At 68.4% G+C, this 24414-nt stretch carries 18 protein-coding genes; 8 read left to right on the top strand and 10 right to left on the bottom strand.

The features are described 5' to 3' along the window. Positions 1-2: 2 nt before the first annotated feature. From xrtA to F627_RS0103640, 9 genes are all read right to left on the bottom strand, one after another. Entirely contained in the window at positions 3-1562 is a 1560-nt protein-coding gene (xrtA, locus tag F627_RS0103680) for an exosortase A (protein WP_019583314.1), read from the bottom strand. Then, positions 1552-2802, bottom strand: a complete 1251-nt coding sequence (locus tag F627_RS0103675; RefSeq protein WP_019583313.1) for a TIGR03087 family PEP-CTERM/XrtA system glycosyltransferase — start codon at positions 2800-2802, stop codon at positions 1552-1554. Before F627_RS0103675 ends, xrtA begins: the two co-directional genes overlap by 11 nt. A 50-nt stretch (positions 2803-2852) precedes the next feature. Further along, a complete protein-coding gene (locus tag F627_RS0103670) occupies positions 2853-3224 on the bottom strand; it encodes a GxxExxY protein (protein WP_018876701.1) in 372 nt (123 codons plus the stop codon). A gap of 340 nt (positions 3225-3564) precedes the next feature. Beyond that, a complete protein-coding gene (locus F627_RS0103665) occupies positions 3565-4632 on the bottom strand; it encodes a FemAB family XrtA/PEP-CTERM system-associated protein (RefSeq protein ID WP_019583312.1) in 1068 nt (355 codons plus the stop codon). Continuing rightward, positions 4616-5521: an XrtA system polysaccharide deacetylase gene (locus F627_RS0103660; RefSeq protein WP_019583311.1), complete on the bottom strand. Its 906-nt coding sequence runs from the start codon at positions 5519-5521 to the stop codon at positions 4616-4618. Before F627_RS0103660 ends, F627_RS0103665 begins: the two co-directional genes overlap by 17 nt. Before the next feature lie 15 nt (positions 5522-5536). Then, positions 5537-6652 (bottom strand): XrtA/PEP-CTERM system-associated ATPase, encoded by a 1116-nt coding sequence (locus F627_RS0103655; protein ID WP_019583310.1) that lies wholly within the window; start codon positions 6650-6652, stop codon positions 5537-5539. Positions 6653-6655: 3 nt separating this feature from the next. Continuing rightward, positions 6656-8134 (bottom strand): TIGR03016 family PEP-CTERM system-associated outer membrane protein, encoded by a 1479-nt coding sequence (locus F627_RS0103650; protein WP_018881920.1) that lies wholly within the window; start codon positions 8132-8134, stop codon positions 6656-6658. A 16-nt stretch (positions 8135-8150) separates the two neighbouring features. Continuing rightward, on the bottom strand, positions 8151-9047 hold the full coding sequence (locus tag F627_RS0103645) for an XrtA-associated tyrosine autokinase (protein WP_019583309.1): 897 nt from the start codon (positions 9045-9047) through the stop codon (positions 8151-8153). 115 nt (positions 9048-9162) lie between these two features. Continuing rightward, complete coding sequence (locus F627_RS0103640; RefSeq protein ID WP_019583308.1) at positions 9163-10713, bottom strand: XrtA system polysaccharide chain length determinant; 1551 nt, start codon at positions 10711-10713, stop codon at positions 9163-9165. A 363-nt stretch (positions 10714-11076) separates the two neighbouring features. On the opposite strand from F627_RS0103640, the gene F627_RS0103635 reads away from it, so the two are divergent. From F627_RS0103635 to F627_RS0103600, 8 genes are all read left to right on the top strand, one after another. Beyond that, entirely contained in the window at positions 11077-11649 is a 573-nt protein-coding gene (locus F627_RS0103635; RefSeq protein ID WP_018881921.1) for a PilZ domain-containing protein, read from the top strand. A 133-nt stretch (positions 11650-11782) separates the two neighbouring features. Then, entirely contained in the window at positions 11783-12499 is a 717-nt protein-coding gene (locus F627_RS0103630) for an acyl-homoserine-lactone synthase (RefSeq protein ID WP_018880168.1), read from the top strand. Positions 12500-12501: 2 nt separating this feature from the next. After that, entirely contained in the window at positions 12502-13377 is an 876-nt protein-coding gene (locus F627_RS0103625) for a PEP-CTERM/exosortase system-associated acyltransferase (RefSeq protein WP_019583307.1), read from the top strand. Beyond that, a complete protein-coding gene (locus F627_RS0103620) occupies positions 13374-14276 on the top strand; it encodes a ThiF family adenylyltransferase (RefSeq protein ID WP_019583306.1) in 903 nt (300 codons plus the stop codon). Before F627_RS0103625 ends, F627_RS0103620 begins: the two co-directional genes overlap by 4 nt. Before the next feature lie 4 nt (positions 14277-14280). Beyond that, positions 14281-15096, top strand: coding sequence for an outer membrane lipoprotein-sorting protein (locus F627_RS0103615; protein ID WP_018878391.1), 816 nt, complete (start codon positions 14281-14283; stop codon positions 15094-15096). A 37-nt stretch (positions 15097-15133) separates the two neighbouring features. After that, complete coding sequence (locus tag F627_RS0103610; RefSeq protein WP_019583305.1) at positions 15134-17023, top strand: LysM peptidoglycan-binding domain-containing protein; 1890 nt, start codon at positions 15134-15136, stop codon at positions 17021-17023. Further along, on the top strand, positions 17023-19281 hold the full coding sequence (locus F627_RS0103605) for an RND family transporter (protein ID WP_019583304.1): 2259 nt from the start codon (positions 17023-17025) through the stop codon (positions 19279-19281). The genes F627_RS0103610 and F627_RS0103605 overlap by 1 nt, the downstream gene beginning before the upstream one ends. Before the next feature lie 380 nt (positions 19282-19661). Then, a complete protein-coding gene (locus F627_RS0103600; RefSeq protein WP_019583303.1) occupies positions 19662-20645 on the top strand; it encodes a PEP-CTERM sorting domain-containing protein in 984 nt (327 codons plus the stop codon). Between the two features lie 918 nt (positions 20646-21563). Here F627_RS0103600 and prsT read toward each other — a convergent pair. Beyond that, positions 21564-24410: an XrtA/PEP-CTERM system TPR-repeat protein PrsT gene (prsT, locus tag F627_RS0103595; RefSeq protein ID WP_231370129.1), complete on the bottom strand. Its 2847-nt coding sequence runs from the start codon at positions 24408-24410 to the stop codon at positions 21564-21566. Positions 24411-24414: the final 4 nt, after the last annotated feature.

Below are 24414 nucleotides of genomic sequence, written 5' to 3'. Positions count from 1 at the left end.
CGTCACTGCCGCGCGACGTGGTCGAGCTGTTCGAGCAGCTCGGGCAGGGCATCCGCGGCGTAGGTCCGCAATGCCGCCTCCGCCGCATCGGTGCCGTTGTCGAACTCGAGCGGCGCATACAGCACCACCAGCGCGGCATCGTCCCGACCACCGAATAACCGGTTCAGCGCCTCCCGCGCCTTGACCTCATGCGGCCGGGTAGTCAGGCGGCCATCCACCCAGTACCAGCGCCACACCAGGAACCGCTGCCCGGGGCCGTTCAGCAGGAAGCGTTCCGGGTTGGGGTATCCCTCCAGCGTGGCCCGGCCGCGACGCGACTGCGACCATTCCAGCGCCCGATCGCGCCCGGCCAGGGTATTGCTCCAGCCCACCATGTTCCCGTGCCGGTACTGCTCGCGGTAGAACAGCACATGCATACCCACCGGCTCGCCGCCGTCGGCGGCCGTCACCAGGCCACCGCGACCGTCGCGGGCGCCACGATACCCCGGCTCCCAGGCGGCATCCTGTTCCTCCAGGACCTGCCAGCCTGCTGGTGCCAGCGGGCCCGTACCCAGGCCCGCCACGGGGCCGAGATCACGCTGGTTCATCCACTCGGCATACAGCGGCGCCGCACTGGCCAGGACGACCGTCAGCACCGCGGCGGCAACGAACGAACCCGCCTGCGCGGAGCGCCCGGGTTGCGCGGGAGGCACCGTCGGGGTCGGCAACGGCTCCATGTCCTCGCGCCACAACGCACCGATCGCGAACATCAGCGCGATGACCACGCCGAAGAAGATCCAGCCATAGATCAGGTGATCCACCCCGGCCGCATGCTCCATGTCGCTCAGGTGGCCGATCATCACGATCATGTAGGCGCGCAGGCCGTTGGCAACGATCGGGACCACGATCGACACGCCGACAAACACGATCCGCCGCCAGGGACTGCGGTACATGAGATAGGCATACAGCGTGCCCAGCGCGACCGACGCGATCAGGTAGCGCACGCCACTGCAGGCCTCGATCACCGACCAGCGGCCGGTGGGCAGATCGAAATACAGCCCGTCGCGATAGACCGGGATCCCGGTCAGCTGCACGGCGGTCACCGTGAAATCCGCGGTCAGATCCATCATCGGCGGCACCAGGAACTCGCCGAACGGGACCGCGAACAGCAGATACGCCAGGGGGAACTGCAGGCGCCAGGTGATCGCGTTGCCCAGCACCAGCCAGAACAGCGCGGGAATCATCAGCACGGCCGCGAACTGGCGCACCGACACCACATCCACCAACTCCCCCGCCACCCAGACGAGGGACAGCCCCACCAAGGGCAACAACGCCCACCAGGATGGGCGCGGCTCCAGCGCAAGCACCTCCTGACGCTTGAGAAACAGCAGGAACAGGACGATGGGGACGATCAGGAAGCCGTGCGCAAAGGTGTCCGAGCGGTTCCAGATCGTAACGATGGAGGCGAACGTCGGGTAGAACATCCACCCCAGCACGACCAGGCCCAGCACCAGGACCGGCGCGGCAAACCACCAGGAGGAACCGCGGGCGCGTGTTCGGGAATTCAGCGCGTCAGCGACCATGTGCGGCCTCCTCGATCGACACCGTACCCGACACGCGGCCCGGGCGACGCCGCAGGATCTCGCCCAGGTGCGCGAGATTGCGCGCCCAGTCGTAGTCCGCCAGCACCCGGGCGCGGGCCGCCTGCCCCAGCGCCGGGTCCGGGGCGCGCAGGTACCCGGAGACGGCCTCCAGGAACGCGCGCGGCTCGGCGTCCGCCGCGACGACCTCGTGCCCGGGGGTCGCGGTCAGCCCCTCCAGGGCCTGCGGGCTGGCCACGACCGGACGCCCCAGCGCCATCGCCTCCAGGACCTTGTTCTGCACGCCACGCGCGATGCGCAGGGGCGCGACCGCGAGCGTGGCGTGCGCGATCCAGGGACGCACGTCGTCCACGAAGCCGGTCACCGTCACGCCGGGCCGGGCCGCCAGGGCCGCCACCTCCGGCGCCGGCCGGCTGCCGACGATGCAGAACTCCACACCCGGGTGTTCCGCACGCAAGCCGGGCAGGACTTGATCGGCGAACCACACCACCGCATCGACGTTGGGCCAGTAATCCATCGCGCCCGAAAATACGATGGTGCGGGCGCCGTCGGCATAGGGGTTGGAACCCGCCACCGCCTCGGGCGCAAAGAAGGCGGCATCAACGCCATTGTTCAGCGCATGCACCCGGTCTGCCGACTCCGGGGCGCGCTGGCGGAAGCTGTCTGCTTCGGCCGGCGACACGAACAGGCTGGCATCGCTGGCCTGCGCGACCCGGCGCTCGTAGTCCAGCAGCCGACGGCCCTCGCGCCGATACACCGCGCTCATGGGCCAGCGCCGCGTCGGGGCGTACTGCGTCCACTTGTCGGAATCGACGTCCACGAAGTCGACCACCCGGGTTCGCCCGCCCCCTTCCGGCAGGTACTGGGCCATCGCCGAGGAAAAGGCCACGGCACAGGCGACCGGCTGGCGGATCAGCGTGGTCCTAACCCAACGTGCCAGTTCGCGGTCGCGATACCAGGGCACGGTCAGCGGCTCGCCGCTCAGGAAGCCGGTCAGCGCGCGCAACTGGGCCCGCCGGCGCGGCAGCGGACGGGCACAGACCGTCGTGCAAATGCGCTTGAGCTCGGGCAGATACGCCGCATCCGCCGGGTCATCGATGAACGTACCCAGGTGCACACGATAGTGCTGCGCCAGATAGCGTAGGATGTGGTGCGAACGAATCTTGTCGCCCTTGTTCGGCGGCCACGGAATCCGATGCACCAGATAAAGAAGATCATCCATAGGGCGTATTCACCACGAAGGTCACGAAGGCACGAAGAAGGGCCTTCACTTCAAAGGACTAGTCGTTTGAGACCGTCTTTCAGGCGCACATTGTTGAAGTTGATCAACAGCGCTTGCGGAACATTCGCGAGCTTCATGTATGTGAGGGTTTGGGCCTCGTGAATCCTTTGCAGGGCGTCCACGCTTTTCAGCTCCAGCATCAGTCTGTCCTCGACCAGGATGTCGATACGGTAGCCACAATCCAGCTCCCGCCCTTTGTACGTGACCGGGATCGGAACCTGGGACACGCAGTACAGGCCGGATTCCAGCATTTCGTGCACCAGGCATTTCTCGTAAACCGACTCCAAGAGCCCCGGCCCAAGCTCGCGATGTACCTCGATCGCCAATCCAATGGCCTTCTTCGATAGCGGGTCGAATTCCATTTCTCCCCCATAATCACTTTCTGGTTCCCCTTCGTGCCTTCGCGGTCAACCCGCTCTTGCAGTCGCCGCTCTCCGTTTGCCCCATGGCCCCGGTGGCAAGGCCTGCTCTGCATTTGAACTTGCCTTGGCATTCCTTCGTGTCTTCGTGTTCTTCGTGGTAAATCCGCCCTTGACCCCGCTCTTGCAATCACCCCCCCTCTCCGTGTACCCCGTGGCAAGGCCTGCTCTGCATTTGAACTTGCCCTGGCATGCCTTCGTGTCTTCGTGTTCTTCGTGGTGAATCCGCCCTTGACCTTGACCTGCTCGGTGTTGGCTGTGGCCTCGGTGGCGGGAAGGCCCTTCAACCGAGGGAGCGGGAGAGTTTGGGGCCGAGCCAGTTGGCGACGGGCAGGGGCAGGCGCTGCCAGGCCTTGATGAAGTACTGGTACTTGGGGTTCAGCGGGTTGACGTCGGGTATCTCGCGGGCGCGGACCAAGTCGTATTCGTAGTACAGCGGCTGCGGCTCGAAGCCCCAGTTCTTCTTGAAGCTGAACGAACCCGTATCGCGCTTGCTGCGGCCGAAGTCGAACACCCGGTAGCCCGCCTCGCAGGCGCGGCGCATCAGCTCCCAGTAGAGGAAGTCGTAGCCCGCGACCTCGCGCGCCCGGGGCGTGCCGCCGCCGTAGTAGGGCAGCACCTCGTCGCGGAACCAGAAGCTGACCACGCTGGCGACCGCCTCGCCGTCGTGCGTCACGGTCAGCACGTCGCAGTCATCGCCGAACACCTCCAGCAGGCTGCGGAAATACTGCCGCCCGAAGACGGGCGTCCCCATGCGCCGGACATTGGCCGCGTAGATCGGATAGAACCGCTCGATATCCGGGTCGATCTCGCTGACCAGGCCCGCCTTGATCCCCTTGCGCACCATGCGCCGCTGCTTGCGCGGGATGGCGTTCATGTTGGCCTCCACATCCGGGTCCAGCCTGCGGCGGAAGGTCACGTAGAGCTCGCTCTTGGTCGGCCATTCCGGGTGCCGCGGCTCGAGGTTCCGGTATTCGAGGTAGTCGACCTTCAGGCTGCGGGCGAGCGCCTGCGCCCGGTCATCCAGCGCCGCGGCCGCGGCCTCGGTGGTCGCGGCAATCCCGCCATAAACACAGAAGGGCAGCGACGCCAGCGAGTGCCCGAACAGGCGGGACTGGATGCGCGCCAGCGGCAGCACGCCCTGGATGACGCCGTCTGCCTCGGCATAGAGAAAGTGGGTCTCGTGCCCGAAGGCCTCGCGCAAGACGGTGGCCCAGCCCGCGCGGTGAAAGAAGGTGGCCTGCGGGCAGTACGCCACGAAGGCATCCCAGCGCGCATGGTCGTCCGGCGTCAGCGTGCGGACCTGCAGGGAACCGGAACCGTGTGCGCGCTGGTCAGGCGGTTCGTACATCACCGCCTCCCGTTGCCCGCGCCGGGTCGGTGAACGCCGCCAGCTCCGTGGCGAACACGCGATCCATGCGGTCCCAGCGGAAGTCCCGCAGGAGACGCTCCAGACGCGATTCCATGCGGTGCAGGTTCACGTAGTGCCGAAAGCGACTGCGCGCGCCGAGCCCGGGCACCCGCGGCTGGTCCGGGTCGATCTCCCAGGGGTGGAAATAAAACACCGCCGGCATCGAATCCACCGCGCCGATCCGGCGCAGTGCCCGACGCGACAGCGCATAGGGCAACAGGCGGAAGTAGCCACCCCCGGCGGCCGGCAGATTGCGCCCCCCCATGCGCAGGGTCGCCGGCGGGAGCTCCAGAACCCCGGCGGACAGGGGGCGGTGCGGATGTCGGGGGGCCTGCGGCATGCCGTAGTGGTCATGATGTACCGGGTAAATGCTCGAGCTGTACTCCAGCCCCGCCTCGCGCAGGACCTCCAGGGCCCAGAGATTGCCCTCGCCGATGGAAAAGCTGGGGGCGCGATAACCGCGCACCGGGGCGCCCGCGAGGTCCTCGAGAATACGCTGGGCCCGCTCGATATCCGCCCGGAAGGCGGCGGGCGTGAGGTCCGTCACCCGCTCGTGGCCATAGCCATGGCTGGCGAGTTCGTGCCCGGCCTCGACGATACGCCGGATGGCCTGAGGGTAACGTTCGGCAATCCAGCCCAGGGTAAAGAAGGTGGCGTGCGCCCCACGGCGCTCGAACAGGTCGAGGATGCGATCGAGGTTCCGCTCAATACGGCACTCACGACAATCCCAGGAGTCGCGCGGGATCTGCGGCGCCAGCGCGGAGACCTGGAAGTAGTCTTCGACATCGACGGTCAGAGCATTGGGCCGATGGGCGTTTTTCGGCTGCATGACGAGGCTCCGCCCCTACGACCGTACGGCGCTGGGAACCGGGGACAAGGACTCCGGCTCGTAGCCCTCGTCGCGCACGATTTTGAGCACCTCCTGGGTCACGCGGAAGTTGACCAGGAGGTTGCGCTCGATCCGGTGCAGGCGCTCTTCCAGCGCCTCGAGATCCTGTTCGATGCGCAGCATGGAGACCTGGCTGGCGACGGCCTGATCCGGGTCGCCCTGGTCGCCCTGGTCGCCTTGGTCGTCCGTGCCCGCGTGCGCCTCCCGGCGCGGCCCCGATGAACCGGCGGCGGGGGGCGTCTCGTCCAGCAGCACGCCCTCCAGGTCCTCCTCAATCTCGTCGATCACCTGCTGCGCCCGTGCCGCATCCAGATCGGCACATTCCTCCAGATACCCCATCAGCAGCAGGCGGTCGCAGAAGGTGTTCACCTTGCGCGGGATGCCGCCGGTGTAGTCGTGGATGCGCGGCCAGATGTCGGCGTCGAAATGCGGTCTTCCATTCCAGCCCACCCGCGCGAGCCGGTGCTCGACGTAGGCGCGCGTATCGTCCTCGTCCATCGGGCCGAGGTGGTAGGTCGCGATCACCCGCTGGCGCAGCTGCTGCATGTTCTCGCTGCGCAGCAGGCGCCGGAACTCCGGCTGACCGAGCAGAAAGCTCTGCAGCAGGGGGCCGTCCTCGCCCTGGAAGTTGGACAGCATGCGCAGTTCTTCCACGGCGTCGGGGCCCAGGTTCTGTGCCTCGTCGACCACCAGCAGCGCGCGCTGGCCCCGGGCCCGCGTGTCGTGCAGGAAGGACTCCAGGCGGCGCAACTGACCGGCCTTGTGATTCGGGGCATCCTCCAGCCCAAAGGCGAGACAGACCGAGCGCAGCAGGTCTTCGGCATCCAGCTGTGTACTCACCAGCTGGGCCGCCACCAGGGGCTTGTCGCTCAGGGTCTCGAACAGGCTGCGCACCAGGGTGGTCTTGCCGGCCCCGACCTCGCCGGTGATGACGATGAAGCCTTCCTCCAGCTGCACGCCGTATTCGAGATAGGCCATCGCCCGGCTGTGGCCCTTGCTCGCGTAGAAGAACCGCGGATCGGGGCTCAGCGCGAAGGGCCGGCCGGTGAAACCATAGAATTCCTCGTACATGCCTCAGAACTCCCGTGTCAGCGTGCCGATGATCGCGTTCTCGCGGTACTCGTTGGCCGCGGCGTTCGAATCCCGGCGCTGGTGCCGGTAGGCCAGGCTGGCGCTGGTATCCGGCGTCAGCTGACGACTGACGCTGGCGCGCAGGAACCAGAGGTCATCCTCGCGATCGCTGTCGGTGAAGTCGGTCCGGCTGATGCCGGTGGTCAGCAGGGTCGTCGTGCGCGGACCGTAGCGCCATTGCCAGAACGCGCTGGCCCCACGCTGGGTGCGGTTGTCCTCGAACAGGCCGACGTTGGTCTGAGTCTCGGATTCGCGCTCGGTCTGGATCAGGTTGACGCCGAACACACTGCGACCGGTGTCGTAGCTCCAGCCGGCGCGCCAGGTTCGGGTCAGGTAGAAGCCTTCCACGAACGCCTCATCGGTCAGGCCGAAGTCTGCCAGGAGCAGATCGATGAAGTCCGGACCGAAGACCCCTGCCAGAAAGAACAGCTCGTCAACGGACACACCCAGTTCATCGGCCAGGGCATCCCACTGCCGGCCGCCCCGTTGGCGGGTCGAGTTGATGCCCTCGTTATAGCTGAGGCGATAGGTGGCGCGGCGGCTGCGGTGGTCCACCGAAAGCGACCGGTTCTTGCCGAAATAGCGCTCGCCGTAGCGGGCCTCGATGTTGGTGACCCGGGTTGGGGCCCAACCCGCCCCTACCTGCCAGAAACTTCCATCATCGTCCTCGCGGGTGGTGGCATAGTCGTTGAACTCTTCGCCGACCACGCCGAACAGGCGCAGGGACCGCCCGAACCGGTAGCCCAGGGTCCCGCTGACCTGTCCGAACTCGCCCTCCAGGCCATCCTCGAAGCGCTCCTTCTCGTAGAACCCTGCGACCTGCCAGAAGGGACGGTTGAAGGCGGCCCCGCTGTCGAGGACGTATTCACCCCGGTGGAAGTCGCTGTCCTGGCGGTTGCTGCGGTGGTAGAGATTCTCGCCGTAGGTGTAGCGGATCTCCTGCGTGGCGAAACTGCCGTAGCGGGTGCGCAGCATCGGCGAGACGCTGTAGGTGGTGGTCTCCTGCAGGTTCTCGCGCGGGGTGCTGCCCCCGATCCCGACCGGCCCGAGGATCGAGGCCGCCTGCTCGGTACGCGAGGCCCCGGCATCGACGAAAAAGGTGTCGTCCACCAGCTCCCAGTTCGTGCGGCCGCGCAGGGAATGGGTCGTGCGGTCCTGGCGTGTATCGTCGGCATAGAAACGCGAGTTCATGCGGTAGTCGATGCGGGTGTCGCTGCGCGCGCCTTCGCCGCGCAGCGTGAACCCGGGCGCGACCGTGCCGATCAGGTCGGCCTCCTCCTGCCCCCGCGGGGCCAGGCGGGCGTTGTCGGTCACCTCCGCGGATACCGTGACCCGCGGAGTGAACGTCCAGTCGACGGCCTGCGCACTGCCGGGCACCGCCAGCACGACCACGGCCGCGCCGAGCCACCACCGACGGGCCATCGCCGGGCCCCGGGGGCTATCGGGACGGGGCGCCGGCGACATGATCACGCTCGCTGCCATAGTAGCTGCCCCCGTAGTACTGCCCCCCCATGCCGATACCGGGCGTCGCACGGTTGAGGGAGGTGAGCACGACCCCGCAGGAATCCAGTTGATGCATGGCCCGCTCCACCGTGCTGGCCGGCGTGCGATCGGCCTCGACCACCATCACCACCTGTCCCATGTGGGTCGCGAGCACACCCGGCTCGCTGGTCGCCAGCAGGGGCGGGGAGTCGAACAGGATGATCCGGTCCTCGTAGCGATCGTGCAGGTCGTCGACCAGATCCCGCATCACGTCGCTCGCCAGGATCTCGGTCGAACGCCCGTGCGGACGGCCCGCGGGCAGAACGGTCAGGTTCTCCACGTTGGTGCGCAGCAGGACATCGGGGATCTGGATATCCGGCTCGCTGAGCACATCCATCAGCCCGAGGTCGGCCTTGAAACCCAGCGTGCGGGGGATCGCCGGTCGCGCCACATCGGCATCCACCAGCAGCACCGTGCGTTCCAGCTCCATCGCCATGCTGAGCGCCAGGTTCACACTGGTGAAGGTCTTGCCTTCCCCTGGCAGGGCACTGGTGATCATGATCAGCCGACCACGGGGCACGCGCATTGCCGCGTGGCGCCCGAAGGCGTTGTTCAGCAGCGGGCGCTTCATCATGCGGAACTCTTCCGCCACGCTGGAGCGTTGATCCCCGGGCACGATGAGCCCCTGCTTGCGAAGCCAGGCAAAATCGATGCTGACTTCCTGTGATACCGGCGCCCGTTGAGGTTCGGGCTCGGGTGTCGCGGTTTCGGGGGCCGGCGCCTGTTCCGCCCTGGCTTCGGGGACCGGCTGTCGCGCCCGGTTCTTGTCCAGTGCCTTCTCGATAATGCTCATCGCGCTGTCTGCCCCCTGCCGGCAACCGATTGCGTCGAATCGGCCCGTTCCCTGAAAGATAGTCGGTGCGCCCGGCGATGACCGGAAACGTGCCCGGCGAACCCGCCCGGCACCCTCATCGCAGCCATCCCATGAGCTCGTCCAGAAGGAACTCGGACCCGGTCGCATAGAGCCCCATGACCACGGCGTAGACCAGCACCAGGGTCCCCAGTGCCGCCGCAAACACGGCCAGCTCGGACAGCCGCCGGTGCCGGGTCATCGGGGTGCGCACGCGCGAGACACTGCCGAGGACCGGGCGGCCGGTCACCGCCGCCAGCTGCTGGCTGCTGCTGATGGTTCGCCGCAGCTGCGACAGCAGGAAGGCAAATCCGGTGCCCGCCCCCAGGCCGACCAGCAGGACGGCGGTGGCCAGCATGGGCCGATCCGGCGAGGCCGGCGCCGTGGGCTGGCGCGGTGGCTCCAGCACCCGGAAATCGACCGCGTCGGTCTGGCTCTCCACGGCCTCGGACATCACCGCCTGCTCGCGACGGTCCTGCAGCTGGCGGTAGGAATTGCGCAGCACGTCGTAGTTGCGGGTCAGGGAAGTCAGCTCGGACTCCACCGCCGGCGCGCGGTCCACATCGCCCTCCAGCCGCGCCACCCGCTCCTCGAACTCGGCAATGCGGGTGGTCAGCGAGGCGATCTCGCTTTCGGTTTCGGAGATCGCGTTCTGCAGCGCCTCGTTGCTGCTGCCCGGGCGCTGGATGGCCTGCGGGTTGCGCGCGAACTCCTGCGCCTCCCGTTCCCGGCGCTCCTCCAGCTCGACGAGGATGCGGCGCGACGACACCACGTCCGGGTGTTCATCGGTGTAGCGCAGCCGCATCGCGTCGATGTTCTCCTGCAATTCGCTGATGCGCCGGTCCAGTTCCGAGTTCTCGTAGCCGCCGGGGCCCACGCCACTGGCCCGGCCCTCGCGGGCGCGCCGCTCCAGGGTCTGCAGGCGGCTCTCGGCCTCGCGGCGCTGCAGCCGGGCCTGCTGCAACTGGTCACGGGTGCGCTCGAGCCGCGAGTAGAAGTTGCCATCGCCACTGAGGAAGCGCGCGTTGTCGCGCTTGAACTGCTCGATCTCGGCCTCCTTCTCCTGCAGCTGCTGTTCGTAGTTCTCCAGCTGGCGCTCGATAAACTGCTGCGAGGTCGTGAGATCCAGGCGCGAGTCGCCCATGCCGCGGGCCATGAACAGGTCGACTGTCTCGCGGACCACGCGGTAGGCGACCTCGGGGTTGCTGTGGCGGAAGCGGACGCTGTAGATGTTGTCGCGCTCGCCCCCCTCCAGGGTCAGCCGCGAACGCAGCAATGCCACCTGGGCATCCAGGCTGGCGTTCCCGGTCAGCACATCGAGATCGCTCTCGCGGGCGATCTCCTCGAGGTTGTCGCGACTGAGCAGGGTGCGGGTAATCATGCGCAGGCGCTGCTCGGTGTTCGGGCGTACCGTCATCCCGCGCAGCAGCGGGTCCAGCACCGACTGGGTGTTCACGTAGATCCGGGCATCCGCCTGGTAGGTATCCGGCAGGTTGTGGGCGTAGGCCCAGCCACCGATACAGACCAGCCAGGCAATTGGCAGGATCCACCAGCGCTTGCGCCAGGTGCCCCGCACATGCTGCCAGAGCTCTTGAACGATCTTTTCCATACGGCCCAGCTTCCCGCCGACCGCACTGGCGCATGGGAGCGCCCGCGGGCCGATCTGCAGCGAATACCTGTCCCCCGGACGCGCCTGCGTTGCGCCGGGACCACCCGGGTCTGGCACCGTCATGCCGGTCCTGCCGGGTTTGGGGAAATCCCAGGTTCATTCAAGTGGGTTTGTGCAGACCTGTCCACAGATGTCGGGATTGTTTACACACGGCGAACTGACGCGCAGATCACGGCGCGGGCGATCGCACGGAGGCGAATGAATCCCGGGCGGTTCTGTGAACTGGTACAGGGTTTGCTACCGGGTCACTGGGTAGAGTCGTAAGCCTGCAGCGGCCCCTGCACCGACCCTCAAGGATCGCTGATGAGTCACGAAAAGTTGGCACTGGAGCTCGCGGACTTCTGGTTCCCGGCGATCGCGGATCAACCCTGGGAGGAACGCCTGCGCATCCTGGACGAGGTCCACGGCCAGCTGTATCAGGATCTGGAGACCGTCGGCGAGTATGAACAGGTCTCCGCCAGCTTCGTGGCGGCCTTGATCGACCGACTGGGGTCACCCCCGATCACGCATCCGGCGCAGGCACAGATCTACGCCAGCTCGTCGGAGGAACGGCACTGGGGCGCGGCCATGGCATGGCAGTTCGGCGAGGGACAGGACGACGGGGCAACCACCCCGATGCCTGAGGAACGGCGGCGCTGGCCGCGCGAGATCGTCAACCGACTCACCGAGATGTGGGTGCAGGGACGACCGGCGCGCTGCCGGCTGGTGGACATCTCGCGCTACGGCGCACGCGTCATGCCGCTGCGCTACCAGCCGCGACTGCCCCCGGGAACGCCCATCCGGGTCATGGTGGCGGAGGGCAGCGTGCGCGACGGCGTGGTGGTGTTTTCCAGTCCGCGCGGGGTCGGTCTGCAGTTCGCGAATGCCGCGCACTGAACGGTGCGGCATTCAATCTCGGACCATGGGAGCAGAAACATGCATTATCCGAATACGGACTCGACACCCAACCGAAGTACAGACACACCCCCTCGACCGCCCGCCGCATCCGGTTCCGGATGCGGCTCTGCGCGTGAATAGGGCCGGACGGTTCCGCGCCTATCTCGCACGCTCGGAGGCCGCCCGACGGATCCATTTCCGCCTGCGCTACGAGGTGTACTGCCGCGAAACCGGTTTCGAACCCGCCGAACAACACCCGGAAGGCATCGAGCGCGATGCCTACGACGAGCATGCCGAGCATTTCCTGATCAGCCACGAAGGCCGCCCGCCGGACGCTCGCTGGGTGGGCGCCATGCGCCTGATCCTGCCGGGGAACCAACCCCTGCCGACCACGGCGAACTGCCGGCTGTTTCCCGAGGTGGCAGCCCAGTCCCGGGAACCCGCACTGGAGGTGTCGCGCCTGATCGTGCGCGGGGCTTCGCCCGAGGTGCTCTATCACCTGTGCCAGGCCTCGCAGGAGTACGCGCGGCGCCACGGCTACCGCCGGATGTTCTTCCTGGTGCGCCCGGCACTCGTGCGACTGCTGCGACGCCACGGCCTGCCCATCGAGGTGTGCGGCGCCCCCCACCGTCATCGTGGCACCCGCATCCCGTGCCTCGCGCACACCGAGGCCGCGGGCACGGCCCTGCGCGCCTGGCGAGAGCGCCTGCAACTCCCGGCAGCGGCGGAGATTCCCCACTACACTGCGTGGGAAGAGCCCGCCACGGGCGGGGCGCCGCATCCGACGGAGGTGCCCGCCGCGTGGGGGCCGCCACCGGACGTGGCGGGGCTTGCAGCAGGAGGAAACTAGTCGTGGAAAGCGACTCGATCGTCAGCGGTTTCAAGCGGTACTTCGATCTCTCCCAGCGCACCGGGGAACACCTGGAGGACATCCAGCATCTTCGCTACCAGGTGTACTGCAAGGAGTTCGGCTTCGAGCGGGAGGAGGATTGCCCGGGCCACAAGGAGGTCGACGCGTACGACGCCCAGGCCTGGCACTGCCTGCTGGAGCACAAGCCCAGCGGGATGGCCGCCGGCTGTGTGCGCGTAGTGCATGTCGACACCCGGGACCCGATCGGACAACTGCCCATGGAGCGCCATTGCCACGACAGCTTTTTCGACACCCCCTGGCGCCCGGACCGGCTGGAGCGCGACAACGTCTGCGAGGTGTCCCGGCTCGCCGTGCACAGCATGTTCCGCCGCCGCAACGGCGAGGCCGCCACCCCGATCGGGGACATCGAGGCCCTGAAACTCTCGCCCGACCAGATCCGCGTGTTTCCGATCCTCGCGGTCAGCCTGTTCGTGGCCGCAACCCTGCTCTGCGTGCACTACCGCAAGCAGCATGCCTTCGCGATGATGGAGCCGGCCCTCGCCCGCATCCTGCGGCATACCGGGCTGGAGTTCACCCAGATCGGCGAGGTCGTGCACTATCACGGCAAGCGCGCGGCGTTCTACATCGACTCCGGCGAGGCACACGAAAGCATCCAGCGATCGAGTGCCCTGAGCGAGCTGTGCCGGCACGTGGAGTCGACCTTGCTGCGCGCCCCGCGTGTCCCCCCGGTCGTGACATCCGCGCAGATGCTCCGCTTCCCGGGCGCTGCCGGGTGCCCTGTCGTCCGCCCGACCGGCCGGACACGCCTGCCGCTACCCGCACGCTCGCAACCGGGACTCAACGGGTTGGCACATTGAGTTCCGGGTTCGACTACCAGACGGCCTTCGCACGAACGGTTGGCTGGGTGACGCCGGCCGAACTGCAGCGGCTGCGCGGCGCCCGCATCGCGATCGCCGGTCTTGGCGGGGTCGGCGGCGCCCACCTGCTGACCCTGGTGCGCCTCGGGATCGGCCATTTCCGCATCGCCGACCCCGACATCTTCGAGCTGCACAACATGAACCGCCAGGTCGGCGCGGCCCTGTCGCGGCTGGACCGACCCAAGGTCGAGGTGCTGGAAGAGATGGCCCGGGACATCAACCCGGAACTCGAGATCGACGCCTTTGCGCAGGGCGTCCACGCCGACAACCTGGAGGCCTTCCTCGACGGCGTGGATGTCTACGTGGACGGCCTCGACTTCTTCGCCTTCGACATCCGGCGCCAGGTCTTCCGGGCCTGTGCCGAGCGCGGCATCCCCGCCGTCACGGTGGCCCCGCTCGGCATGGGGGCCGCCCTGCTGAACTTCCGCCCCGACGGGATGAGCTTCGACGCCTACTTCGACCTGCACGACGACCTGGACGACGAGGAGCTGGCCCTGCGCTTCATGATCGGCCTGGCGCCCGCGATGCTGCAGATGGGCTACCTGGCCGACCCGACAGCCGTCGACCTGGCGGCACGCCGCGGCCCCTCCACGCCGATGGCCTGCGACCTGTGCGCCGGGGTCATGGGCACCGAGGTGCTCAAGCTGCTGCTGGGGCGCGGTGCGCTGACCTGGGCCCCGCGGGGCGTGCACTTCGACGCCTACCGCCAGCGCCTCGCCCGCACCTGGCGCCCCGGGGGCAATCGCAACCCGCTCCACCGCCTGCTGATCCGGATCGCCCGCCGGCGACTGCGCGCCCAGCGCGCGCACCAGCGGGCCGCGAACCCGGAGGTACAATGACGCCATGATGAACCGGACCGCCATGTTCCTCGGCGCGGGCCTCCTGCTCGCGGTGGCCACCCTGCCCGCCACGGCGCTGGCGGAGGAATCCGCGGCGCGCGAGCTGGCCCGCGCCGTCCACGAGCGCCCGGACGGGGACGACGCCGTCACCCGGGGGATCATGACACTCACCGGCGGCGGCCGCCGCGAGCGCGTGCGCGAAAGCTACGAGTACCGGCTGGATGGCGACGAGCCCGGTGCCAGCCGCAACCTCATTCGCTTTACGTCGCCGCGCAACATTGCCGACACGGCCATCCTGGTCCACAACCACCCGGGCGGCGATGTCGACCAGTGGCTCTACCTGCCCGCGATCCAGCGCGAGCGCCGCATCAGCAGCGAGAACCGGGGCGGCAGCTTCGTGCAGTCCGAGCTCTACTTCGAGGACCTGGAAGACCGCGAACCGCACAAGGACCACCACCGCATCCTGGGCGAGGATACCTACGAGGGCACCCCGGTCACCGTGCTCGAGAGCGTGCCCGTGGACAGCGGCAACTCCGTCTACAGCAAGCGAGTCAGCTGGATCCACGAGGAGACCCTCCTGCCGCTGCGTATCGACCTGTACGAAGGGGGCGACGAGCCCGCGAAGCGCCTGGAGGTACAGCGGATCGAGGAGATCCAGGGCTACTGGACGGTAACCCGCAGCTCCATGACCGATCTTGCCAGCGGCCGCACCACCATCCTCGAGGTCGAGGACGTGACCTACAATAGCGGTCTCCCGGACGAGCTATTCACCCTCCGCGGCCTATCGGACCCGAGCCTTGCGCGCCCCTATCGCCCATGAAGCGCCCACGCCCCGGCCCGGGGGATGGTGCGCCACGGTGCTCGCCGGGCTGCTGGTGCTGGGGCCAATGCCGCTGGCCGCCGCGGCGCCGGCCCCCTATACCGTGCAGCCGGGCGACACCCTCTGGAGCATCGCCCGCGATCTGCGCCCCGACCCGTCCGTCCGCATCCAGGCCATGGCGCAGGCGCTGTATGCCCGCAACCCGGATGCCTTTGACGGCGGGCCCGAGGGCCTGAAGGCCGGGGCGACGCTCCAGCCGCCCGCGCCGGACGAGCTTGCGCGCACCGAACCCGCGCCCATCCCGGGCGCCGGCAACTACTACACCGTGCGCGCCAGCGACACCCTGTGGAGCGTGGCCGAGCGCCTGCGCCCGGACCCGCGCATCCCCACTCGGAAGATGGTCCAGCGCCTGTTCGAACACAATCCGCACGCCTTCGACGGCGACGTGCATACCCTGCGCGCCGGCGCGGTGCTGCAGGTCCCGGACATGCCCACGGCTGGGTCCGCCGCTGCGCCCGTCGCCGTCGCCGACGCATCCTCCGCTCCCGCGAGCGACGCCGCGCCTGACACTCCGGCACCGTCGCGCGACACCCCAAACGGTGATGCCGAAGACGAAGCACAGCGCGCGTTCGTATTCGGCGAGGAGTCGGCCGAGGATGCGGACGCGGACACCCAGACCGGCGCCGCCGCCTGGGACCTGCGGGTAGAGGACGCCCGCATCGAACTGGGCGTGCTGGGCACATCCGGGCGCCCCGTGGACCATGTGCAGCACGGTCGCGGCGTGGTCAGTGCCCGCCGCGACCTGAACGAGGCCTGGGAGCTGCGCCTGGGCGCGCGCGCGGACATCCAGGCCCAGCAGGGCGGCGACTACCCGAGCACCACCCGCGCACGCGCCGACTATGACGAAAATTTCCTGCGCTACCGGGGCGATCGTACGCGCGTCACCGTGGGCACCCAGCGCATCCTGTGGGGACGGGTGGACGAGATCCCGCCCACCGACCGGCTCAGCACCAAGGACCTGACCCGCTTCGGCCTGGACCCGTACGGCGAACGGCGCCGCGCGAACCCGGCGATCCGCGCGGAATTCTTCCAGGGGCCGTGGCATGCGGACCTGGTCTTCCTGCCCCTGTTCCGGCCGGCGGAGCTGCCCGACCTTGACAGCCTCTGGCACCCGGTGGACCGCAACCGCGGACGCCTGCTGGGGCTGCCACAGGACCCGGCGCTGGCGCCGGTGATCCAGCAGGCCGCGCTGGACGACGATGTCTCCGGCAACGGCGGCGCCGGCGTGCGCCTGGGGCGCTCCGGCCGCGGCGCCGATTTCGCCGTCACCGTCCAGCGGGCCCGGCATTCGCAGCCCTACTACCGCTTCGATACCGACACCCGCCAGGCCATCCTTGCCGGCCAGCCACCCGGGGACCCGACGCTGGAGGCCGTCCACCCGCGGACCTGGGTGGTGGGCGGCGACACCGCCTTTGCCACCGGCGCCTGGACCTGGCGCGCCGAGGCCGCCTGGCTGAGCGACGTACCGGTGACTCGCGCGGATGACCTGCGCCAGACCACGGTGGAGGGGGTCGACTGGGTGGTCGGCGCCGAGGGCTTCCCCGGAGACGGGGACTTCCGCATGACCACCCAGCTGGCGGGCCAGCACCTGCTGAACGCCGGCGACATGCTGGATGCGCGCGAAAGCTACTTCCTGACCGGAGAACTGGAGAGCCCGTTTGCCGACTACAACTGGCGGGCGCGCCTGCGCTATTCGATCGGGCTCAACCGCCGCGACGTCTACCTGAACCCGGAACTGGCATGGATCGCCCGCGAACCCATGGAATTCTATATCGGCCTGCACTGGCTGGACGGGGCCGAGGGCACGGCCGGGGGCTTCTACCGCGATAACCGCATGCTCGTCACCGGCTGGCGGGGGCAGTTCTGATGCGCTGGTTGCTGGGGCGCCCGCGACTGGCACTGGGCATCCTGGTCCTGCTGCTCTTCCTGCCCGGCCCCGTTCTCCTGCAGGTCAACCTGGATAACGCCCCCGAGTCCTATTTCCCCGAGGATGCCGCGGCCGTCACCTTCGATCGCGAACTGCGCGAACGCTTCCCTCAGGATCAGGTACTGGTCGGCCTGTTTACCGGCAGCGAGCTGTTCGAGGCCGATTTCCTGCAACGCATCGACGCGCTGGTGCGCGACATGGAGGCCGACCCGAGCGTCGAACGGGTCCTGTCGGTCACCACCCTGGACCACATTCGGGCCACGACCGACGGCTTCACCGTGGACCGCCTGGTGGACGGCCGCGCGCTGGACGAACGCACGGCCGATGAATGGCGCGAGCGGGTCTTGCGTGACCGCTTCGCCCCCGGCCTGGTAGCCGGCCCCGACGGCGAGGTCCTGGCGGTGGTCGTGCGCCCGCACGCGCTGGAAAACAGCCTGCAGCGCCTGCAGCTGGAACGCCTGCTCCGCGACCGGATCGCCGAGCACGACCTGGAAGGCGATCTGACCGCCATCGCCGGCCATATCGCCCTGGATGTCGCGCAGCTCCGGGCGATGGTCAAGGACCTCGCCTTCCTGGTTCCGGGCACCATGACCATCAGCCTCCTGCTGCTGTGGTGGCTGTTCCGGCGCCCGCTGGTGGTCGTGCTGTCCGCTGCCACGATCAGCGCGGTCACCGGGCCCGCGATCGCCCTGCTGATCCTGCTCGACCGGCCGTTCACACTGATCTCCGCCATCCTGCCGCCCCTGCTGACCGCATTGACGGTGGCGATGCTGATGCACTTCTTCAACGCCATGCTGCACGCCGCGCAACGTGGCCACCGGGGGCGCGCGCGAGTGGAAGCGGCGCTTTCCGCCGTGGCCCGGCCCACGTGGTTCATGGCGCTGACCACGGCGGCGGGGCTCGCCTCGCTGCAGGTCAGCAGCATCCGGCCGATCGAGACCTTCGGCCTGATCGGGGCCTTTGGCGTCCTCGTCGCGGCAGCGGTCGTGCTGCTGATCCTGCCGGCGATCATGGTGCGCTGGGACCGTGGCAACTGGCTCGCGCCCCGGCGCGGGCTGCGCCTGCTGGACCGCGTGACGGCGCTGGCGGCACACCTGGCGATCCGCCGGGCCGGCTGGGTCCTGCTGGCCACGGCCATCCTGCTGGCGCTGGCCATCCCGCAGATCCGGCATGTCGAGGTCGAAACCGATCTCTACGCCTTCTTCGACGACAACCACTCGATCACCCAGGCGACCCGTGCGGTGGAGAACGAACTCTCCGGGGTGATGGCACTGGAGGTGGTGTTCGACGGGCCGGACTGGGACAGCCTGCAGGACCCGGAACGCATGCAGGCCATCCAGCGCGTGCAGGACTGGCTGGACCAGCGTCCCGAGGTGGACTACAGCCTGTCCCTGCCGGATCTCGTCGCCGAGATGCACTGGGCCTTCAACGAGGAAGACCCGGCCTTCCGGCGCATCCCGGACGACCCCAACCTGGTCGCCCAGTACCTGTTCATCTACGACGGCCGCGACCTGTTCGATGCCGTCGACCGCGACTTCGAACGCAGCCGCATCCTGCTCAACCTGAACGCCCACGGGGCACGGGCCATCAACGCGCTGATGGACGACCTGCGCGACCACCTGGAGGCCAACCCGCCAGCCGACCTGGAATGGGACATGGCCGGGATGGCCCGACTGTTCGCGGACCAGGAGCGGTTACTGATCGAGGGGCAGCTGCACAGCCTGTATGCCGTGGCCGCGATGATCACGCTGCTGATGCTGCTGATGTGGCGCTCGATCCCGCTGACGCTGCTCAGCATGATCCCCAACCTGGCACCGGTGGCGATGATCTTCGCCCTGATGGGCCTGCTCGGCATCTGGCTGGACATGGCCACGGCCATGATTGCCAGTGTCGCCATCGGCATCGCCGTGGACGACACCATCCACATCCTGCACAACTATCGCCAGCGCCGCGGGCGGGGCAGTCCGGTCGCCTGGGCGCTCGCCCGCAGCTTCCGCCGAAGCGGGCGCGCGATCACCGCCACCACCATCGTGCTGGTGGGCCAGTTCCTGCTGCTGGCCCTGTCCGACTTCCAGCCCACGGCCGCCTTTGGCTGGTTGACCGCCTTCGGGCTGATCGCGGCGCTACTGTTCGACCTGCTGGTACTACCGGCCCTGCTGGTCGTCGGGCACCGGCTCGCGCGGGCCCGCACGGCCTGACCGAGCCCCGGCCGCGCCTCTGGCGACCGGCCTGTCGAGATGCTTTACAAGCCAAGTGATCCGCACAACCCTATGTTTTTGCACATTCTTTACCGGTTTCTCCGGTTTCGGGCGTCCTGACGGCCTCATCCAGCCGGCCCGCTCGTCGACACCCTTTACAGTTCCCCGGCCAGAAGACCCTCCTGCGATCACGCGGTCCATGGCCCAGCAGCTGACCCCCAATTTTCTCCGTTCTTTTCAATGCCTTGCGACCCATCCGCCCTGAGCCTGGAAATTGGCACGGAGCCTGCTTTGTATTCAACCGAAAGCAACAGACACGGCCACCAGGCCAGACCCCGGCGATGGTTGAATCGCTGTAAATTGAGCATCAGGAGAGCCCCATGAACGCGAAAAAAGTACTTCTCGCTTCGCTCTTTGTCGGCATGTTCGCCGCCGGCGCGAGCACGGCGACAGCGGCAGAGATCATCGACTTCGACATCAACCTCGACGCCACGACGAACTACAGCGGTTCGGCCGAAAACATCCGCCGCATCCAGTTCGACCTGAACACCCAGACCTTCCAGTACGTTCAGGATCCGTTGAACCCGGTGCAGGCCGGCGATGTCTTCTATGACCGAGGCTACGGCGATGCCGGGTCCTACCGGACCTCGCTCGGCGGATCTGCTCCCCAGTCCGGGCCTGACTTCGTTGGGGCCACATACTCCATGGGGCTCCTCTGGGATGAACTCCGCGGGGTGGTCGCCAGCGCCGGCTACGTCGACGGTAACCCCGCAAACAACTACGTGGTCAACGCCAACTACACCTCGGTGGGCACCGACAACTTCCAGCTCTTCGTCTCCGACCTGAATCCCGGCTTCGGTCAGGACTATGAAGCGGCGGCGGCCCACTTCAGCGCTGGCGAACAGGTGATGGAGCTGGCCCTGAAGTCCGGCAACAGCATCCTGGAGTTCGACAGCGCGGGCGGGGACTTCATCGAAGGGACCTTCACCTTCGAATTCCAGGTCGTGAGCGTGCTCCCGGGCTTCTGGTTCACCGCTGACGGCATCGACTTCGCCGACCTGATCGAAGACGAAGAAGGCGCCCCGACGTTCATGGTCTCGGCCTTTGCCAGCGCCGGCACGATCCAGGAACCCGGTCCCGTGACGTTCTTCGGCGATGACGCCAACAACGTCTATGGCGACGAGCGCGAAGGGCAAGGCCTCTTCAGCGAGACCCAGTCGACCCACGACGGCAGCCTGCGCTTCGCGGTGCCGGAACCGGGCACCCTGGCGCTGATGGGCCTCTCCCTGCTGATCCTGGCGGGCTTCATCGGCGTCGGTGGCATGCGCCGCCGCTCCAACAGCACCCACCGCCAGGCCGCATAACACGCACCACCAACAGCCTTGGTGGCCACCCCCCCCTGTGGGGTCACCGAGTTAAGGGCTCCCTCCGCGGAGCCCTTTTTTCTGCCCGGCCCCGGCCCATACGGCAACCCCACGCCCAGCCCTGGGCATACCAACCATCACGCACCACCATCATCTACACCCCAGTCAGAGCCTTCCCCCACGCCCGTCAATCCGCCCCGGACACCACGCCCCCACACACCCGCGTCACCCCAGGTCCAGCGCTCCCCCACACCTCGTCATCCCAGCCGCAGCAAAGCGAAGAGCCGGGATCTCCCGACGCTGCCACCAACGCCACGCCAGCCCTGAAGATCCCGGATACCCGCTACGCGGTTTCCGGGATGACGAACAGGGAGGTGCGCGGTGGAAACATCCTTGTAGGAGCCTGCTTGCAGGCGAAGCCCCTGCCAGAGCCGGACGCGGGCAGGAGCATTCGCCTGCAAGCAGGCTCCCACAGGGGTCAAGGGGTCACATCAGGACATCCGGATTCCCCACCGCTGCACTCCCCCACACTCCGCCATCCCGGCCGTAGCGAAGCGAAGAGCCGGGATCTCCCACCCCCGCCACCGACGCCGCGCCAGCCCCCGGCAGCCCCCGGCAGCCCCCGGCAGATCCCGGCAGATCCCGGATAACCGCTGCGCGGTCTCCGGGATGACGACAGAGGGGTGCGCGGTGGAAACATCCTTGTGGGAGCCTGCTTGCAGGCGAAGCTCCTGCCAGAGCCGGACGCGGGCAGGGGCATTCGCCTGCGAGCAGGCTCCTACAGGGGGCGGAACAGGCCATCCAGATTCCCGGCCTCATACCCCCACACACCGTCATCCCGGCCGTGCAGGCGTACGGGCAGGCATGAAAAAAGGGGCTGCCTGTGGCAGCCCCTTCGAACGTCGGACCTCTTCGGGCTTACAGGCGGTCGAGCAAGGCCTCGGCGTCGGCCCGTTGCGGGAAGGCGTCGTGCGCATCCAGCAGTTGCCGCAGGCGGTCGGCGGCGGCGTCGCGTGCGCCCTGTTCGCTTTCCGCCCAGGCCAGGTGGTACTGGATGCCCGGATCCTCCGGAGCCAGCTCGTGCGCGCGACCCAGGATATCCGCGGCCTCGGCCGGCTCGCCCGCGTGGATCAGCACCACGGCCAGCGTGTCCAGCACCGGGGGCGCCTCCGGAGCGAGTTCGGCGGCCCGGCGCGCGTGTCCGAGCGCCTCTTCGGTCTCGCGTTCACGCAGGGTCCAGGCCAGGTTGTTGAGGGCAATCACGTCGTCCGCATCCTGCTCGACGATGCGGCGGTACGAGGCCACGGCGCCCGACTCGTCGCCGGCCCCCATCTGCTGCGCCGCATAGATGTGCCGGGTCGCCAGGTCCTGCGGGTGCTCGTCGAGCCAGCCTTCCAGCGTGGCCTGGCCGGCCTCGAACTCGCCGGATTCCCGTTGCGCGCGGGCCAGTTCATGGACCCAGTCCCGGCGCTGGCCACCCGGATCCGCCAGCGCGGCCCGGTAGTGCCGCACGGCGGCCGCGGGATCATCCCGCTGCAGGGCCGCACGTCCCAGCAGGGCCTGGACCTCGCTGCGATCCTCGAAGCGTTCTTCCAGCCGCTGCAGATGCGGCCGGGCGTCCTCCGTGCGCTCCTGGTTGACCAGCCCTCGAGCCAGCAGCACGCGGGCCCGGTAATGTTCCGGCTGGCGTTCCAGCAGCTCGCGCAGCGTGGCCTCGGTGGCGGCCTCGTCACCGGCCTGCGCATGCGCGCGGGCCAGGGCAAGCCGAAGGTTCACATTGTCCGGCGCCTGCCCGACGGCCGCCTCGAGACTGGCGACCGCGGCATCGGGACGATTAAGCGTCTGCTGGACATCGGCCAGCGCATACAGCAGATCGGGATTGTCCGGATGATGTTCACTCGCAGCCTCGAGCGTCTCCAGGGCCTGCTCGGGGCGGCCGCCCTGGAGCTGGATCTGGGCCAGCGCGAGATGCGGTGGCAGCATCTCGGGCTGTGACTCGATCGCCACCCGAAACCAGCGGGCGGCGCCCTGCTGGTCCCCGTCCTGGAGACTCAGGTTGGCCAGGCGCTGCGCGGAGCGGGCATGCCCGGGGTGGCGATCCTGAATCGCTTCCAGGACCTCCCGTGCCGCGCCACGGTTGCCGGCCTGCAATTCCAGGCTGGCAAGGTTCATCGCCACGGAGATATCGTCCGGGTCACGTTCGACCCCTTCGCGGAACGCGGCGCGCGCCTCGTCGGTCCGGCCCAGTCCCATCAGGGCGGCGCCCTGGAGACTCAGCGGGCCGGCGGCCTCCGGCTGCAGCTCCTGCAGGCGCTGGGCGCGTTCCAGCGCCTCGTCATAGCGACCCGCCTGCAACAGGTAGAGCACCATGGTGGTATCGACCTGTTGCGCCGTAACCTCGCCGCCACCGGCGGCACGCATCACGTCCAGGCCTTCCTCGGTCTCGCCACCCCGGAGCAGCGCCACCGCCAGGAGTTCCTGCAGGCCCTGAGAGCCGGGGCTCGCGGCCACGGCATCGCGCAAGGCTTCGATCCCGGCTTCGGAGTCGCCGGCCACCAGCAGCAGGCGCCCGCGCAGCTCCGCCATGTCGGCGGGATCGCCGGTGTAGTCGCGGCTGACCCGGTCCACGAACCGCAGCGCATCCTCCACCCGATCCTGTTCCAGATAGATCGCGGTCAGGGTACGGATGCCCTGCAGCGATCCCGGGCTCTCCTGCACATGCCGGTTCAGGTTGTGCTCGGCCTGCTCCAGATTGCCCAGGCTGCGATGCGCCAGGCCAAGCCCCAGCAATGCGGGGCTGTAGGTGCGATTTCCGGCCACGGCCCGTTCGAAACTCGCGCGCGCGTCGCTGTAGCGTTCCTCCTGCATCAGGAGCATCCCGTCCAGGTAATGCACGCCGGGATGCGACGAGCCACCCTGCATCAGGCCGTCGACGTCCGCCCGCGCCCCTTCATAATCGCCGGCATTCAGGCGCACCATCGCGCGCGCCATGTAGTCACGTCCGGAAGCCGGGCGCACCTCGATGGCCCGGGTGAAGGCCTCTTCCGCGCCCTCGGAATCGCCGGTGATACGGCGGTACTCGCCCAGCAGGCTCCAGGCATGCGCCAGCTCGGGGTCCTGATCGAGCGCCTGTTCGAGGGACGCCATCGCCCGCTCGGCATCACCCTCGGCCATCGCCAGATGGGCATGCGCCAGGGCCTGCAGCGGCGCCTGCTCGGACGCTTCGACCTGTGCCAGCTCGGCCTCCGCGGCGTCGCGCTCGCCCACGGCGGCAAAGGCGACCGCCCGCAGCGCGTGCAGCCGTGGCCGCTCCTCGGCGGCGAGATCCTCCGGCACCGACTGCGCCCGGATCCGCGCGAAGCGGTCGGTCGCGAACCACGCCTCGGCTAGCGGCAGCGCCACCTGCGCCTCCGGGATACCGAGCGACTGCGCCCGTTCCAGCTGGCGGCGGGCCTCCTCCGGGTTGTCCAGCTGCAGATACACCACGCCGAGACTGCGGCGCGTGGCCGGGGCATCGGTGTTCAGTTGCAGGGCGTTGCGATACTCGATGCGGGCGCCCCGGTAGTCCCCCTGCTCCTGCAGGGCCTGGGCACGGTCGAGGTAGTCCTGTTCGCTGGCCGTCCCGATCTGGTCACAGCCCGCCAGGCCCACGCCGGTGGCCAGGACCACCGCCAGTGCCAGCGGCTTCAGGCGTCCCGGCAGTATCCCATTGTGACGGGGCCGGGCCGGGCCGGATGCTTGTTTCGTGTATCGGGTAGTCACCATGGTG

The sequence above is a fragment of the Thioalkalivibrio sp. ALE16 genome, assembly GCF_000381305.1.
In the GTDB taxonomy this organism is placed as follows: domain Bacteria; phylum Pseudomonadota; class Gammaproteobacteria; order Ectothiorhodospirales; family Ectothiorhodospiraceae; genus Thioalkalivibrio.
The sequence above is the reverse complement of the archived record's forward strand: the minus strand, read 5'-3'. Positions and strand labels throughout refer to the sequence as shown.

Coding starts and splice junctions, on each gene's coding strand:
- F627_RS0103615 (WP_018878391.1), top strand. CDS start 14,281: ATGATGAACCGGACCGCCATGTTCCTCGGCGCGGGCCTCCTGCTCGCG.
- F627_RS0103675 (WP_019583313.1), bottom strand. CDS start 2,802: ATGGATGATCTTCTTTATCTGGTGCATCGGATTCCGTGGCCGCCGAAC.
- prsT (WP_231370129.1), bottom strand. CDS start 24,410: ATGGTGACTACCCGATACACGAAACAAGCATCCGGCCCGGCCCGGCCC.
- F627_RS0103670 (WP_018876701.1), bottom strand. CDS start 3,224: ATGGAATTCGACCCGCTATCGAAGAAGGCCATTGGATTGGCGATCGAG.
- F627_RS0103645 (WP_019583309.1), bottom strand. CDS start 9,047: ATGAGCATTATCGAGAAGGCACTGGACAAGAACCGGGCGCGACAGCCG.
- F627_RS0103640 (WP_019583308.1), bottom strand. CDS start 10,713: ATGGAAAAGATCGTTCAAGAGCTCTGGCAGCATGTGCGGGGCACCTGG.
- F627_RS0103655 (WP_019583310.1), bottom strand. CDS start 6,652: ATGTACGAGGAATTCTATGGTTTCACCGGCCGGCCCTTCGCGCTGAGC.
- F627_RS0103605 (WP_019583304.1), top strand. CDS start 17,023: ATGCGCTGGTTGCTGGGGCGCCCGCGACTGGCACTGGGCATCCTGGTC.
- F627_RS0103665 (WP_019583312.1), bottom strand. CDS start 4,632: ATGTACGAACCGCCTGACCAGCGCGCACACGGTTCCGGTTCCCTGCAG.
- F627_RS0103650 (WP_018881920.1), bottom strand. CDS start 8,134: ATGGCCCGTCGGTGGTGGCTCGGCGCGGCCGTGGTCGTGCTGGCGGTG.
- xrtA (WP_019583314.1), bottom strand. CDS start 1,562: ATGGTCGCTGACGCGCTGAATTCCCGAACACGCGCCCGCGGTTCCTCC.
- F627_RS0103600 (WP_019583303.1), top strand. CDS start 19,662: ATGAACGCGAAAAAAGTACTTCTCGCTTCGCTCTTTGTCGGCATGTTC.
- F627_RS0103660 (WP_019583311.1), bottom strand. CDS start 5,521: ATGCAGCCGAAAAACGCCCATCGGCCCAATGCTCTGACCGTCGATGTC.
- F627_RS0103635 (WP_018881921.1), top strand. CDS start 11,077: ATGAGTCACGAAAAGTTGGCACTGGAGCTCGCGGACTTCTGGTTCCCG.